The following is a 15623-nucleotide window of genomic DNA, read 5'->3' on the forward strand; positions in this document are numbered from 1 at the left end:
TAGGCATTAAAACGATGATTATTCTTGTATTACCCAGTTAAACCGCTATTTTTGTGAAATGCAAGAATTTAAAATCGAGGGCGAATATATACAGCTTATACAATTACTTAAAGCTTTAAATTGGGTAGAGCATGGTGCTATGGCTCAGTGGGTTGTGTCGGAAGGGTATGTGAAATATAACGGGCAGGTTGATTACCGGAAAAGACTCAAATTAAGACCAGGAGATGTTGTTGAATTTGATGGGATGCAAATAAAATTGGTGTAATATTAAACAATATTGGTAAATAGAAAACTTAAACCTTAAAGAATCGTAGAATGGAAGTCATAGAAAGTTTGGGCTATCAGGTATATTTTGATGATACGTTGGCCTCTTTAGAGGCGTTTTTAGCTGAGCGCAATTACTCAAAGATCATCGTATTGGTGGATACCAATACATTGGATAATTGTTTGCCGCTATTTCAGCAAGCTTTACCCAATTTAGCGAATTATGATGTGATAGAAGTAGATCCGGGCGAAGAAAATAAAAATATTGATTTCTGTATTGGTGTATGGCATAATATGCTCGATTTCGGAGCCGATCGACATTCATTGATGATCAATCTTGGTGGTGGTGTGGTGACTGACATGGGAGGATTTGCCGCATCGACTTTCAAAAGAGGAATGGATTTTATTCAAATTCCGACGACTTTACTTTCCCAGGTAGACGCATCAGTTGGAGGTAAAACCGGTATTGATATTGGAAGTGTGAAAAATATTATTGGCACTTTTGCACAACCCGAAGCTGTATTTATTTCAAGCCAGTTTTTGAAGACCTTAGATCAACGTCAGTTAATCTCAGGTTTTGCTGAAGTCATCAAACATGGACTGATCTTCGATCGGGCTTATTATGAGCGAGTGAAAACACTGGAGATCGATCAAATCGATAATTCTTTGGTCAAACATTCTGTTTCGATCAAAAACCGTGTCATCCTTGAGGATCCGAAAGAAAAGGGGCTGCGTAAAATTTTAAATTTTGGCCACACAATTGGTCATGCTATTGAGGGTTATTCGTTGTTGAACGATGCTTCACCTTTATTACATGGAGAAGCTATTGCAGTAGGAATGATTTGTGAGGGGTATCTATCGCATAAATTGAATGGATTGCCTTTGGATGAATTAAACGATTTGATCCAAACTTTTAGAAAATATTTCAACGACTACACATTTCATTCTTCGATTGATACAGCCTTGTTGGATCTGATGCGAAATGATAAGAAAAACCTGTCCAATCAGATCGGTTTCGCATTGCTTGACCAAATTGGCAGTTGTCAATATGATATCTACGTTTCTGAGGAAGATATTATTGAAAGTCTTGATTTTTACCGTGAGCTAATCACACAGTAATAAAATGGAAAAGCCGTGGAACGGGAGTATTCACGGCTTTTCTTTACAGCTATTTTTATCGCAATTTCATTGCGGAAAATAGTAAACCTAAACTTAAATCATCATAATAACCATTTATATCATGAATAGAATCTTCATTTTTCTGTTTCTTCTCTTGGGGATATCAGCTGCTGTTCAGGCACAAAGGCAAGTATTGATCTTTAGTAAGACAAAGGGGTTTAGGCACGGAAGCATCGAAAAGGGTGCACAGGTACTTAAACAATTGCTAGAGAAAGAAAAGATAAAATCTGATCATTCAGAGGATGCTGCATTGTTTACAGACCAAGGATTGAAAAAATATGACGCTGTTATCTTTCTGAGCACAACTGGCGATATTCTCGATAATGTGCAACAGGAAGCTTTTGTGCGGTATATCCAATCAGGAAAAGGTTTTGTGGGTATCCATGCGGCGACGGATACTGAGTTCGATTGGCCATGGTATAACGGCCTTGTAGGCGCCTATTTTGCGTCTCATCCTGCTGTACAAAAAGCCAAAATTGATGTGCTGGACAGAAAACATCCGGCCACCAAGCACCTTGATCCGATCTGGTGGCACAAGGATGAATGGTATAATTTCAAGGACGTGAAGGACGGATTACATGTTTTGATGAATTTGGATGAAAAAAGCTACCAAGGTGGAAAAATGGGGGATCAACATCCAATCTCCTGGACCCAAAGCTACGATGGAGGAAAAGTCTTCTATACTGGGCTTGGACATACTGATGAGTCTTATGACGAACCTGAGTTCCAAAAACATTTAATTGGAGGAATTTTATCTGTTCTTCCCAAGAAAAAGTAACTTATTTATCGTTGGCGTTTTCTTAACTAGGGCATGTTACATGATTCTATTTGTCCATATCAAAACGAAAAGTTCCAAATGGTTATTCCATTTGGAACTTTTTTATAATGGATAGCGAAATGGCAAGAGAACCAATTTTGCCATTTGATCGGGGTTAATAGTCCAGTTTATATTTTACACCGATACTAAACCAACGCCCGGGCATTGGAACGGCGGCTGCTTCAATATAGCGCTTATCCAGTATATTTTGCACATCTGCAAAGATATTTAATTCATGGAATTGGTAGGCCGCCCTTATATCTGCAATAAAATAAGATTTGTAAATTATACGTTCATTAAAACGGTTGGAACTGGTTAACATCCAATTTTTGTGATTTATTGTAAAATTGACTATAACTTGGTGCCGTAGGCTCTCTATGGCATATTTAGATAGTATTCCATCGGCTAATGTCACTTTAGGATGAAGATAATTGTAGCTGAGCGTGGTAAAATAGCGTGTTGTAGCGCTGGGGTCATTTAAATTGTATCGGAATGATGCATTCAATCCATCGATTTTGTTTTTTCCGATATTCGTTGGTTTCCAAGGAATAATTGTTCCAGTTCCGGCATTGGCATCATCTTTTTGCCAATCGATGAAATTGTCTATTTTCCGATGGAAATAACCCGCCTGGGCAACAATTCGATTTGATAGGTACTTGATCCCCCCCTCAATCTGATAGGCATTTTCGGAGGTAAGGTTTGGATTTCCGATGTTGGCCGTTTGATTATTGTAAAGATCGGTAAAAGAAGGAATACGTTGGCTTGATCCTGCATTAACGATAATCTTCCAATGCTCAGTAATATCGTAACCTAAATCGAGACCTGGAAAGACCTGCCAGCCAAATTTCGAGTTGTAATTGATATAGGCTCCGGCATTGATCATCAGTTTTTCTATCGCTTCAGTCTTGAATTCTAGATAGCCACCGTAATTCTCGCGCTCATGACGGCCAATACTGGTGCTATTGATGTGTTCAAATCTACCTTCAAGCCCTATGCCGAAGGTTCCATAATGCTGCTCCAACGCGGCATTAATTTCTGCGCCAAAAACATTGCTATAGTGTTTGGCTCTTCCTTTTGTCGTTTCCCTTCCTAAATACCAATATTCATCTTCATTATAACGATTGCTGAGACGTGGACTAAGAGAAAACGTCGAAGTTATTTGATGCTTTGACTGCAAGGAAGCGAAAGCGGTCTTAACCTGCTCATAAGCTTCCCTATCACTAGGAGCAGCATAGTAACCATTAGCACCAAATTGATTGTTGATATAGCCAATGTTCGCGTTTACCATATTGCCTGTACTAGGTTTATAGGTCCCGTCGTAATATAATTTATTACTGTTAGATGCAGTGTTGTAACGTTGTCCATTCGAATCTTCGTGGCCAAAATATAATCCGTGGCTGGTTTTTTTAGTTAGAAACTGTGATCCAAGCTGAACGCCTTTACCATAATACATTCCTGTAGTTGTCTGTTCATTATCTTTGAATGAGGATCCGCTGTATATTTGGGAACTAATCTGATTTGATTCAATTCTCTTTGTTACGATATTAATGGCTCCTGTGAGTGCGTTAATGCCGAAAATTCTTGATGCTGGTCCTCGTATGATTTCGATACGTTCAATCGCGTCGAGCGGAACCGGTATATTCATGTTGTGGTGAGCGCTTTGTGGGTCTGTAATTTTAACGCCATTGAGTAGAATTGCTGTTTGTTCAAACGAACCGCCATCCACACTAATGTCTGCCTGTGAACCAAATGGTCCGCGTTGCCGAATATCAACTCCCGGGATACTGCTGAGTAATTCATTTATCGATCGATTAGGAAGTCTTTGTATATCTTCCTGCGTCAATATTTGGATATTTTTGCTTTGTTTGGAAAAAGGGATTTGTAAACGATTTTGATTAATGATAACTTCTCCTAATGCTGTTGTATCTTGAATCTGTGCAGTTGCAGATACAATACTTAAAGTTATTGCAAGGTTTGTCAACGTAAATTTTTTATTCAACATGCTCTTATACATTTTACACTGCAAAAGTAGCTTAGTTGACCACAACACAAGTGGTCCGGTATGAATAATTTAAATAGTCCAGTTGTATGGTGTGTTTTTACATCCACTCTTCACGGCCGATCGGCTTTCTATCAATGATTTCGATTTGATCTTGTTTGCTATTGATTTTTATTTTCTCGATGTTGCTTAAATTTGGTTGCCCAGATTCAAGCCAAGCGGAATACCAATAGGAGGCAACACGTAAGATGGTTTTTTGCATTCTCCTTTCCACCATTCCGTTCATGGCTTCATGATAGGCTCTGGCATAATTATCAGAGTAGGTCCATACCAGTTGATTGTTTCGTTCAATAAATGATTTTTTTTGAGATGCCTTAAATTGACGATTGACATCGGCTTCAATTGTTAAGACAGAATCCACAAGCCGATTACTTTCGTAAACAATAGCCCAGGCTTCTTGCAGAGGATCTTTGATATAGCTCGCTTTTCCGACGCGAAGGTTGTATTTTTCGGAAAACATTTCCGGTAATCGGCTTTCCCAGAATGCATGTATGCCTAATTGATTGGTGAATTGTCCATTGTAATTTTTAGTCGTATGCAATGGAACATGGGCATCTGCAATATAATGACCTAGTTCTGCCGAGTGTTTGATGATCAGATTATAATCTTTTGCCTGAAAAGCTTTCACTAGCTTTTGGTAGGTTAAATAAATTTGCCACGGAACAATACCATTTTTTAACAACTGTTTTTCCTGATATTTTTCTTTCGCTTTTGACCAATGAATGGGTATGGAATCATTTTTTCCATCTTCTTCATAATCTTCTATATCTATAAAATGCCGGGGACCTTCAGCACTATCGGTGTAGCAGCGTTTATCTGGGTCAACAGCCTTCTCGGTAATCAGATCGATATTGTCTTTATAGAATTTCGCCATCTTCGCCGGCAATGCGAATACGGCATAATGGTTAATTTTTTTATGTGCAAAAAATCCCCATGAGGTAAAAATCGGTATCCAAATTAGTGAAAGTATCGTATACAACAGAAATTTCATGGTTTATTGAACTGGCTATTAAATAATTGTTGATATTAAATATACAAAAAGGAGGATTAAAAAGAGATTAATAGATTTTTTTGATGTTAATTTATATTTTCTTAACCTAACTAAACAATAAAATAATATTGATAATCGTTAAAATTGATTAATTTGCCGACACAAAATACAGTCGTTATGAAGATATTGTATGCCGTACAAGGGACAGGAAATGGACATCTTAGCCGTGCGATGGATATTGTCCCCTGTTTGAGAGCGTTAGGAGAAGTTGATGTTTTGGTGAGTGGAATTCAAGCAGATCTATCACTTCCTTTTGAGGTTAAATATCGTTTTCACGGGTTGAGTTTTATTTTTGGTAAGTCTGGTGGGGTAGATTTGTGGAAAACCTTTATGAGTTCGACTATTCGTAAATTTACAAATGAAATTAAGAGTTTGCCAATTGAAAACTATGATTTGGTGATCAACGATTTTGAGCCGATCTCGGCTTGGGCTTGTCATTCTAAAGATTTAGAATGCATTGGATTGAGCCATCAGATTGCTGCCTTAGATCCGTCGAGTCCTAAACCAGAAGAGAGCGATATGCTGGGTAAGTTCATCATGAAAAACTATGCACCCTCCACACATTCTTACGGTTTCCATTTTAAGCGTTATGGCAAGAATATTTATCCGCCTGTTATCCGTAACGCTGTTCGTGATTTGATTGTAACAGATCAAGGTCATTATACGGTTTATCTACCAGCATACGACGATGCACATCTTTTGAAGCACTTGATGAAGTTTCCAGATGTGCATTGGGACGTTTTTAGTAAACATAATTCGAAGGCATTCGAAATGAAAAATGTAACGATTAGGCCTATAAATAACCAATCTTTTATAAATAGTATGGCATCTTCTTCTGGAGTTTTATGTGGGGCAGGTTTTGAAACACCGGCAGAAGCGTTATATTTGAAAAAGAAACTGTTAGTTATCCCAATGAAGAACCAATATGAACAGCATTTGAATGCTGCATCGTTGGAAGAAATGGGAGTGCCTGTAATTTCGAGCTTAAAACAGAAAAACATGCTGGCGATAGAAGCCTGGCTCAACAGTAAATCTAGGGTTGAAGTTGATTACCCTAATATCACACAGGAAATTATAAATGAAATCGTGCAGAAGCACCGTTAAACAAAGATGAAATATATTGCATTAGCCCTATTATCCTTGACAACAGTCACAGGATTTGCTCAACAAAAAAAAACGAACACGACGGCGAATAAGAAGGTCGTCTCAACTAAACCAAGTACAACAAATCAACTGAAAACGAAGGCCGATTCTGTTTCTTATGCATTTGGTGCCGATATAGGAAATTCTCTAAAATCTATTGAGATCGATTACTTGAAGTCTGATTTGATTGCAAAAGCGATTTCGGATGTCTTGAAAGGGGATAAATCGCTATTGGAAGAAGGCCAAGGAAGAGCTGTGATCCAACAGGCGATCATGGACGTTCGTGCTAAAAAAGAGGCTGCTAGCCGTGCTGAAGAAGATAAATTTTTCGTAGAAAATGCAAAGGTTGTTGGGATGAAATCTACGGCTGAAGGGATTCAATATCTTGTTCTAAATGAGGCGGAAGGCCCAAAGCCGAAAAGTGACGATGAGGTAACTGTGCATTATAAAGGTACCTTACTTAATGGAAAGCAATTTGATAGCTCATACGACCGTAAGGAGCCATTGAAACTATCCTTGGGTCAAGTGATTAAAGGTTGGCAGATTGGCATCCCGTTAATGTCCAAGGGGGCAAAGTATAAATTTTTTATACCTAGTAGATTAGCCTATGGCGAACGGGCGACAGGTGAAATTCCTGCAAACAGCACATTGGTGTTTGAGGTAGAATTGCTTGATATTGGTGCAAATGGAACAACGTAAATTAGGAAATACAAGCTTAATCGTTTCGGAAATAGGTTTGGGCTGTATGTCTTTAAAAAGTAATCAGTCCAAACAATCCAAAGATATTATTCAAAAAGCTTACGAGAACGGGATCACTTTCTTTGACACCGCTGATCTTTACGATAAAGGGCTAAACGAGATGATCGTCGGGGAGAGTGTGCAAAGCTTTCGCAAGCATATTGTTTTGGCGTCGAAAGTTGGTAACCTTTGGCGTGCAGATGGATCCGGCTGGGATTGGAAGGCTTCGAAAGACTATATTATCAAAGCTGTGGAAGGTTCGTTGTCACGTTTAAAAACGGATTACATTGACCTCTATCAGTTACATGGTGGTACGATAGAAGATCCGATAGAGGAGATTGTTGAAGCGTTTGAGCTGTTGAAGCAACAGGGTAAAATTCGTGCTTACGGTCTTTCATCCATTCGTCCGAATGTTATCAAGGCATTTTTGTCCAAATCTGACATTGCTTCAGTAATGATGCAATACAGTCTATTGGATAGAAGACCAGAAGAAGAAATAAGTCGCTTGTTAGATGAACAGGGTATAAGTATCGTCGTACGCGGTGTATTAGCCAAAGGCGTTCTCATCAACAAGCAAATAGAACCTTTTCTTCAGTATAGTTCGGGAGAGGTGGCCCATATTGTGAGAAACTTGGCAAACCTTTCCAAACGTATCGGGAAAGACAATATGGTTGTTGCACTTTCTTATGTGCTTTCTAACGCAGCTGTTGCTACAGCACTCGTTGGTGTGAGTACCAAATTGCAATTGGATGAATTGATCAGAGCAAAAGCGCAGATGATCAAATTAAGTGATTTGGATAAGCAGGTTCTATTGGAAGGTGTCCGGTCGTTATATTATACCGAACACCGGTAAGCTTAACTATTTATTGAAAAATAGTCTTAATATTTTAGCGAGGTCTTCTTTTGTATCTACGGCGACAGTTTCATGCGTTGTAATTGCCGTTTGAATGGCGTAGCCATTTTCTAACCAGCGTAACTGTTCCAGAGCCTCTGCTTCTTCTAGCATAGAAATAGGAAGTTGTGTCAGGGCTTTTAATGTATCTACCTGGTAAGCATATATTCCGATATGTTTATAGAATGATTGCTTTTGTAACCATTGGTCTTTTTCCACAGCTCTTAAAAAAGGAATGGTCTGCCTACTAAAGTAGATGGCTTCTCCTTTGGTGTTTCGGACAACTTTAGGGATGTTTACATTGAATAGCTCCTCCTCCTCAGTAATTTCCTTGACTAGGGTCGCTATCTGCGTAGTGGTATCTTCAAAACAATTTGCTAAAAGATCAATTTGTGTGGGGTCTATAAAGGGTTCGTCACCCTGTATATTGATGGCAACATCATAACCATCTATATTGGTGATGACTTCAGCACAACGATCTGTTCCCGATTGATGGTGCTCTGCGGTCATGACAACTTCGCCACCAAAAGAACGTACAGTTTCTGCGATGCGCTGGTCGTCAGTTGCTACAACAACATCGTTTAACTTTGTTGATTTTTTGACCTGTTCGTAGACCCGCTGAATCATCGTTTTTCCTTCGATGTCGATCAGCGGTTTTCCAGGGAATCTGCTCGATGCATACCGGGCAGGAATAATACCTAAAAATTTCATTTTTTACTATTTATCGTTGGCTGAGAAAATGCGAGTTTATCAAAAAGCCTGTAAAATTAAATGTCTTACAGGCTTTTTGATATCGCAATTATTCGAACAATCCGTATAATTCGGCTTCGATTTTTTGAATGATATTGCCGAGGTCTTCTGGGTTTTTGGTGAAGTCCAGATTGTCCTTGTCCAGAATCATGACCTTACCTTCCTTGTAATTATTGATCCATTTATCGTATTTATCGTTCAGCTTAGACAGGTAATCTAAGCGAATTGCGGATTCATAGTCACGCCCCCTTTTTTGGATATTATTCACCAGGGTAGGGACAGAGGCTTTGAGGTAAATCAATAAATCTGGCGGTTTGATATAATGGATAATGCTTTGAAAAATATTACTATAGTTTTCAAAATCACGTGCGCTCATTAAACCCATATCATACAAGTTTTCGGCAAAGATATAAGCATCTTCATAAATGGTACGATCCTGAATCATATCAATGCCAGTTTCCTGCAGTTTTACAATATGTCTAAAGCGGCTGTTGAGGAAAAAAATCTGAAGATTGAAGGCCCAGCGTTTCATGTCCGAATAAAAATCTTCCAGATACGGATTGTTGTCTACAGCTTCAAACTGAGGTTCAAATTTAAAGTGACTGGCTAACATTTCGGTCAATGTTGTTTTGCCGGCACCTATATTTCCAACGATAGCGATGTGCATATTATTTCTAGCTTAATAAAATCTTTTAATACCAATAATTTCACGAACTTCTTTCAGTGTCTTGTGCGCGGATTCGCTTGCTTTTTCAGCGCCCATTTTTGCAACTTTAGCAATGTATGCATCATCGTTTGATATATCCTCAATGCGGGAGCGTACATCTTTGGTTGCAAGTACCATATCTTCTGCCAATTGTTTTTTGAAATCACCATAACGAATTTCACATTTGTTATAGCGTTCATCAAAATGCTGTAACGTATCTGCAGTAGATACGACCTTCATTAAATCAAAAAGATTTTGGATAGCTTCAGGCTTAGGCTGGTTCATCTCAGTTGGACCAGAATCGGATACAGCGCGCATCACCTTTTTACGAATTACGGTTTCACTATCTGATAGATAAATACAATCTGCTTCACCATTGGATTTACCCATTTTTCCCTGGCCTGAAAGTCCGGGAACTTTCACCAATTTGTCAGCGTAAGAGAACGCGAACGCTTCTTTAAAATAATCTACATTGTATAAGCGATTGAAGCGATTGCCAAAAGTCCGCGTCATCTCCAAATGTTGTTCCTGATCTTTTCCTACGGGCACTTTTGTGCCATGGTGAATCAATATATCAGAGGCCATCAAGACCGGGTAGGTTAATAAACCTGCGTTAACATTGTCTGGACTACTTCTAACTTTATCTTTAAATGCGGTAGCGCGTTCAAGCTCGCCGAGATAGGCGTTCATATTCATATATAGGTAGAGTTCCGCAACTTCTGGAACATCAGACTGAACATAAATAGTCGATTTTTCGGGGTCTATTCCTGCAGCTAAATATTCAACAATAACTTGGCGAACCGTTCCCTGAAGCCCATGGGGAGTGGGGTGAGTCGTTAGTGAATGTAAATCTGCAATGAAAAAAAAGCAATTATATTCGTTTTGCATTTTCACAAAATTGCTCAATGCGCCGTAGTAATTTCCTAAATGTAATTTTCCGGTACTTCTGATACCGCTAACAACTGTTTCCATATTCCTGCGAATTTACGCATAAATTTGACAAAGTCGAATTAAATTCGGTCCTTGACTTCCTTTTTAGGGACTGCGTTATTTTTTTAATTTTTTAGCTTCATTCCAATAAACGTCCATTTCTTCTAGACTCATTTCCTGCAGTTGTTGCTTATTTTCAGCGGCTTTTTGTTCTAAATAGGTAAACCGTTCAATGAATTTTTTATTGGTGCGTTCAAGTGCATTTTCGGGATTTATGCCAATATGCCGTGCATAATTTATTAAGGAGAATAAAAGGTCACCAAATTCGCCTTCCGCTTTTTCCTGATCCATTGGAAGTGCTGTCTCCAGTTTAAATTCTGCTTTGAATTCGGCAAGCTCTTCCTCTACTTTTTCCCATACTTGTTTCTTATCTTCCCAGTCAAATCCGATACCGCGAACTTTATCTTGGATACGATAGGCTTTTACCAAAGCGGGTAGGCCTTTTGGTACGCCGGCAAGTACAGATGTATTGCCTTCTTTGAGCTTGATCGCTTCCCAATTGGACTTGACCTGATCTTCTGTATCAGCGTTGGCGTCACCGTAGATGTGTGGATGGCGCGTAATCAACTTATCACAGACCGCATTAAGTACGTCGACCATGTTGAAATGTCCTTCTTCTTCGGCAATGCGGGCATAGAATACCAGATGCATCAAGACGTCACCAATTTCTTTTTTGATTTCTGGATAATCTTTTTCCAAAATGGAGTCTGTTAATTCATACATTTCCTCCATAGTCAAATGTCGAAGTGATTCCATGGTCTGTTTTTTATCCCAGGGGCATTCGATCCTTAAGGTGTACAAGACATCGAGTAATCGTTGAAACGCCAATTGAGGTGTGTGTTGATACGCCGGTGCTGCTAGTTTTGCCATATTTCATCGTGTTGGTAGCACAAAAGTAGAAATATGATTTTGAATAAACTATTTCAAATTGCGGAAAACAAAACCGTTTTGTCAGTCGTTTTATAATAAAATTTAACGTTTAGATCGGATTTAGAACACTCAACTATGGAAAGAATGCACGGGTACTCCTCTGCCAGCGTTGCTTTAGAAAAATTAAGCAACATGGGTTATACAATTGACTATAATATTGAATTTGATGATCTGTTAGCTCATGCAGATCAGTATAAAATTGATTATTTATTTCGTTATGAAGGTGCATCTGATCCTGATGATGAATCTTCCGTTTATGGTATCAGCAATGAATCGGGGCAGAAAGGCGTTTTTGTTGCTGGCAACCTATCTTTAATAGAGGGCAAAAAGCGTGATATTCTCCTTCAATTAGAACTAAAGGAGCGCGAGCGGTAACTTTATCAAAAAATATGCATTTCAAAACAGTTGCCTTTAGTTAGCAAAATTGATTTCGTAAGGTTGAATTATAAAAAATAATTTAATGGTTGTTTACTATATATTAATAAGGAATAAAACCTTTTAAATTCTATACTATGATGTTTTATATCGGCATTTTGGCAATTATCGTAGCGGTCTGCGTAATAATTTCTCTAATAATGATGAAAAAACAAAAAGAGACTGCTAGAAAGTACGAAGGTGAATCTGGAATTAACCTAGGGCCAGATGTAAGAGATGAGTTGTTAAAGGATGAATTCGTAGAATTAAAAAAGCAGCTGAATGGTGCTCCGATAGAGGCTTTTACGCAATGTGCTTATATTGCGACAGTTGGCGATAAGGTTGCCGGAGCTGCGGCAACTGCGGCGAAAACTGTAGCATGGGCAGCTGTTGGTGTGAAGGCTCGTTATAATGAGCGGGATAATGCTTCTTATCTAGTGCTAAGTGACAACGAATTGCATTACGTATTTTTTGACGAAGGGCGAGCTAGGGATCATTTTGTATTTGACCATCAATCCTTAATTAGTGCTCAGAACGCTCAGATTAGCAATTCTGAAAAATTAACGCGCATGGGATCTGTGATGGGCTTAAAACCAAAGAAAATGCATTTTGATATTAATGGAAATGGACTAGATATAATATATTATGGCACAGTACAGCGGATGCCACATGGCATTATCTCTCCCGGTGTGGGCATGTTTGAAACACAAGCAAAACTTCAACTTATGGGGCGATTGTTTTTAAATAGATTTTATGAAAAATATCCGCATTTGCAGGGCGAAGATTAGTTAGATGTCATATTATTTAATTTCAACAGAAACTTGATCTACTTTTATTCTTAGTTCCGCTTACTTTGATTAAATTGTATCTATCAAAATTTATATCATATGAAAGTTTTAGCGGATAAAGTAGCTATAGTAACGGGAGCTGGTTCGGGGATCGGACTAGCCGTTGCATTGGCCTATGGTAAAGAAGGAGCAAAGGTTGTAGTCTCGGATATCAACGAGCAAGCAGGGCATGAGGCTGTAAAACAAATTGAATCGGTAGGTGGGGTTGCTGTATTTTTTAAAGCAAATACTTCCTCTGCGGCTGATAATGAGTCGTTGGTTAGTTTTGCTATTGAAAAGTTTGGTAGGCTTGATGTGGCCTGCAATAATGCTGGTATTGGCGGTGAGGCTGCTCTCACTGGAGATTATAGTTTGGATGGATGGAAAAAAGTGATTGATATTAATTTCAACGGCGTATTTTATGGATGCAAATATCAAATCGAGGCGATGGAAAAGAGCGGTGGTGGTGTGATTGTAAATATGGCGTCGATACACGGCACTGTTGCTGCTCCTATGTCGAGTGCCTATACATCTGCAAAACATGCAGTAGTGGGGTTGACAAAGAATATTGGTGCTGAATATGGTCAAAAAAACATTCGATGTAATGCCGTCGGGCCTGGATATATTGATACTCCATTATTAGCTCAGCTGGATAAAGAACATATCGACACATTGATAGGCAAACACCCTATTGGACGTCTAGGAAAAGCGGAAGAAGTGGCTGAACTTGTTCTATTTTTAAGTTCGGATAAATCGTCCTTTATGACTGGTGGATATTATTTAATCGATGGCGGTTATACTTCGATTTAGTACTATTTTCGAACAGAAGTACATAAATAGATGCCCTCAAAAGTGAATAACTTCTGGGGGCATCTATTTGTAAGCTAACCACAGATAGTCTAAATTTCAAACGCTTTGATCCTTATTTAATACAGTTAAGTACTATTGGCTAAAGCGATAGACAGTTTTTCAATCATGCCCTAAAGTGTTGCTGATTTTTCAATCCAGTAAGTCGACATTATTCAAAATGCTACTAATTTCTTAAAACTTATCTATTAATAAATGATACATATTCACCTTGTTATAGATTTATTTTGTATTTTAATAAGGAATAACACCATACCGTTATAAATGGAAGTCATCATGAGAAAAATTTTTTTTACTTTTTTTGCTTTATTAACTACTTCAATTCTCCTTGCTCAGATGCCGAGGGTAAAGGTGGAAGAAGGAATATTGGAGGGTATTGTCCTTCCAAGTGGGGTACAGTCCTTTCGAGGAATTCCTTTTGCAAAACCGCCAGTGGGTGTTCTCAGATGGAAAGAACCTCAGCCTGCTGAACATTGGTCTGGTATTCGAAAGGCCGATCATTTTGGTTATTCTCCCATGCAGAAGCCGATCTATGGGGATATGCGTTTTCGGTCGCCAGGAATAAGCGAAGACTGTCTTTATTTGAATGTCTGGCGCCCAACTTCCATAGGATCAGGTAAGCTTCCAGTTTTAGTTTATTTTTATGGTGGTGGATTCAATGCTGGCGATGGGTCAGAAAGTCGTTATGATGGTGAAAGTTTTGCAAAAGAAGGGCTGATTGTTGTTACTGTCAACTATCGCCTTGGTATTTTTGGCTTTTTTGCCCATCCTTCATTAACAGAAGAGTCGCCGACAAACGCATCTGGAAATTATGGATTACTTGATCAGCATGCCGCTTTGGTTTGGGTCAGAAAGAATATAACTGCATTTGGGGGGAATCCCGATGAAATTACCATTGGCGGCGAGTCTGCTGGGAGCATGTCTGTGTCTGCTCAAATGGCTAGTCCGCTGTCTAAAGGACTGTTTAAGCGTGCGATAGGCCAAAGTGGGAGTATTTTTAATTTGAAGTATGGTACGGCCTCTATTGCCGAGCAGGAGCAACAGGGGGTGGCCTTCGCGACGCGTATAAATGTTGATAGACTTGATAAGCTTAGGGAAATTCCCGCCGCTGAACTACTTGATAAAGCCAGTGAACCGGGGGCTTTTACAACTCGTTTGATTGTTGATGGCTATTTTCTGCCTAAATCTCCTTTGGCCATTTTTGAGGCAGGGGAACAGTCAAAAGTTCCACTACTAGCCGGATGGACATCTACGGAAGTACCATATACAGCGTACATGGGTAAATATTATCCATCTCCCGAGAATTATGAGAAATTGGTGAGAGCGCAATATGGCGTTAATGCCGACGAAGCGCTAGCGCTTTATCCTGGTAAGACTGAGACACAAGTCATTCGGTCAGCAACTGCATTAGCTAGTGATAATTTTATTGTTTATAGCACGTGGAAATGGCTTGACCTGCAAAGAGAAAGTAGCGGACAGCCAACCTACGTTTATATATTCGATAAGCCGCGTCCACCTATGAAACCCATCTACAGTGATGTGCAATCTGGACTCGCTGGAGGAATCACCAAAAAATCGAATCAAGAACAGAAGGATAACAATCCTCCGCCTTTATCCGGAGCATTTCACGCGAGTGATATCGAATATTTATTGGGAAATCTGCAGAGCAATGATGTGTTTGCCTGGTCTGACGCTGACTATAGCGTGTCTACAATTGGTCAGCAGTATTTCATTAATTTTATAAAAACGGGAGATCCAAACGGTAAGGGTCTTGCTATCTGGCCAAAAACCACTGCAAAAGATAAACGTATGCATATCTTGAATCTAAATATCGATATGAAATCATCCACCGAAGAATTTAGGGATAGATATCTCTTCCTTGATAAATTTTTTGTTGATCATAAACATACATCGAGGTAGATTAATAGATCCACTAATTTTATGGGATCAGATAAATCCATTTTTCTGACAAATAATCAGACGAGGTAAAAAACTA

Annotated in this window: 16 protein-coding genes; 10 read left to right on the forward strand and 6 right to left on the reverse strand. The window is 39.0% G+C overall.

What is annotated here, in order from left to right; genetic code table 11:
- Nucleotides 1-58 precede the first annotated feature (58 nt).
- The 3 genes from VXM68_RS13630 to VXM68_RS13640 all read left to right on the forward strand — a co-directional run bounded on the left by VXM68_RS13630 (nt 59) and on the right by VXM68_RS13640 (nt 2221).
- The gene (locus VXM68_RS13630; protein WP_293880833.1) at nt 59-265 is read left to right on the forward strand and encodes an RNA-binding S4 domain-containing protein; all 207 of its coding nucleotides are present in this window, start codon (nt 59-61) and stop codon (nt 263-265) included.
- 50 nt (nt 266-315) lie between these two features.
- Entirely contained in the window at nt 316-1383 is a 1068-nt protein-coding gene (gene aroB / locus VXM68_RS13635; protein WP_367209003.1) for a 3-dehydroquinate synthase, read from the forward strand.
- 121 nt (nt 1384-1504) lie between these two features.
- Complete coding sequence (locus VXM68_RS13640; protein ID WP_293955147.1) at nt 1505-2221, forward strand: ThuA domain-containing protein; 717 nt, start codon at nt 1505-1507, stop codon at nt 2219-2221.
- Between the two features lie 154 nt (nt 2222-2375).
- Here the strand turns inward: VXM68_RS13640 and VXM68_RS13645 are convergent, their stop codons facing one another.
- A complete protein-coding gene (locus VXM68_RS13645) occupies nt 2376-4262 on the reverse strand; it encodes a TonB-dependent receptor plug domain-containing protein (protein ID WP_367209004.1) in 1887 nt (628 codons plus the stop codon).
- A gap of 97 nt (nt 4263-4359) precedes the next feature.
- Nucleotides 4360-5310 carry a zinc dependent phospholipase C family protein gene (locus VXM68_RS13650; protein WP_294349261.1) on the reverse strand — a complete coding sequence of 317 codons (951 nt, stop codon included), beginning with the start codon at nt 5308-5310 and terminating at the stop codon, nt 4360-4362.
- Between the two features lie 177 nt (nt 5311-5487).
- Between VXM68_RS13650 and VXM68_RS13655 the strand changes: the two genes are divergently transcribed.
- From VXM68_RS13655 to VXM68_RS13665, 3 genes are read left to right on the forward strand one after another with little or no spacing between them, the layout of a single operon-like run.
- Complete coding sequence (locus VXM68_RS13655) at nt 5488-6474, forward strand: glycosyltransferase family protein (protein WP_293955141.1); 987 nt, start codon at nt 5488-5490, stop codon at nt 6472-6474.
- A gap of 6 nt (nt 6475-6480) precedes the next feature.
- Nucleotides 6481-7212 (forward strand): FKBP-type peptidyl-prolyl cis-trans isomerase, encoded by a 732-nt coding sequence (locus tag VXM68_RS13660; RefSeq protein ID WP_367209005.1) that lies wholly within the window; start codon nt 6481-6483, stop codon nt 7210-7212.
- Nucleotides 7199-8104 (forward strand): aldo/keto reductase, encoded by a 906-nt coding sequence (locus tag VXM68_RS13665; protein WP_367209006.1) that lies wholly within the window; start codon nt 7199-7201, stop codon nt 8102-8104. The genes VXM68_RS13660 and VXM68_RS13665 overlap by 14 nt, the downstream gene beginning before the upstream one ends.
- 6 nt (nt 8105-8110) lie before the next feature.
- Here the strand turns inward: VXM68_RS13665 and kdsB are convergent, their stop codons facing one another.
- The 4 genes from kdsB to mazG form a co-directional block, all read right to left on the reverse strand.
- The gene (gene kdsB, locus VXM68_RS13670; protein ID WP_367209007.1) at nt 8111-8854 is read right to left on the reverse strand and encodes a 3-deoxy-manno-octulosonate cytidylyltransferase; all 744 of its coding nucleotides are present in this window, start codon (nt 8852-8854) and stop codon (nt 8111-8113) included.
- A gap of 88 nt (nt 8855-8942) precedes the next feature.
- Nucleotides 8943-9560, reverse strand: a complete 618-nt coding sequence (locus tag VXM68_RS13675; protein ID WP_294184438.1) for a deoxynucleoside kinase — start codon at nt 9558-9560, stop codon at nt 8943-8945.
- A gap of 12 nt (nt 9561-9572) precedes the next feature.
- A complete protein-coding gene (gene trpS / locus VXM68_RS13680; protein ID WP_294184436.1) occupies nt 9573-10571 on the reverse strand; it encodes a tryptophan--tRNA ligase in 999 nt (332 codons plus the stop codon).
- 75 nt (nt 10572-10646) lie between these two features.
- On the reverse strand, nt 10647-11459 hold the full coding sequence (gene mazG, locus VXM68_RS13685) for a nucleoside triphosphate pyrophosphohydrolase (protein WP_367209008.1): 813 nt from the start codon (nt 11457-11459) through the stop codon (nt 10647-10649).
- Between the two features lie 135 nt (nt 11460-11594).
- On the opposite strand from mazG, the gene VXM68_RS13690 reads away from it, so the two are divergent.
- From VXM68_RS13690 to VXM68_RS13705, 4 genes are all read left to right on the forward strand, one after another.
- A complete protein-coding gene (locus VXM68_RS13690) occupies nt 11595-11894 on the forward strand; it encodes a hypothetical protein (RefSeq protein ID WP_293955130.1) in 300 nt (99 codons plus the stop codon).
- Nucleotides 11895-12031: 137 nt separating this feature from the next.
- Entirely contained in the window at nt 12032-12721 is a 690-nt protein-coding gene (locus VXM68_RS13695; protein ID WP_367209009.1) for a hypothetical protein, read from the forward strand.
- A gap of 99 nt (nt 12722-12820) precedes the next feature.
- Nucleotides 12821-13570, forward strand: coding sequence for an SDR family NAD(P)-dependent oxidoreductase (locus tag VXM68_RS13700; RefSeq protein ID WP_293955126.1), 750 nt, complete (start codon nt 12821-12823; stop codon nt 13568-13570).
- Nucleotides 13571-13903: 333 nt separating this feature from the next.
- Entirely contained in the window at nt 13904-15547 is a 1644-nt protein-coding gene (locus VXM68_RS13705; RefSeq protein WP_294349273.1) for a carboxylesterase family protein, read from the forward strand.
- Nucleotides 15548-15623 lie beyond the last annotated feature (76 nt).

Origin of the sequence: Sphingobacterium sp. R2 (assembly GCF_040760075.1) — a bacterium.
Lineage (GTDB): Bacteria > Bacteroidota > Bacteroidia > Sphingobacteriales > Sphingobacteriaceae > Sphingobacterium.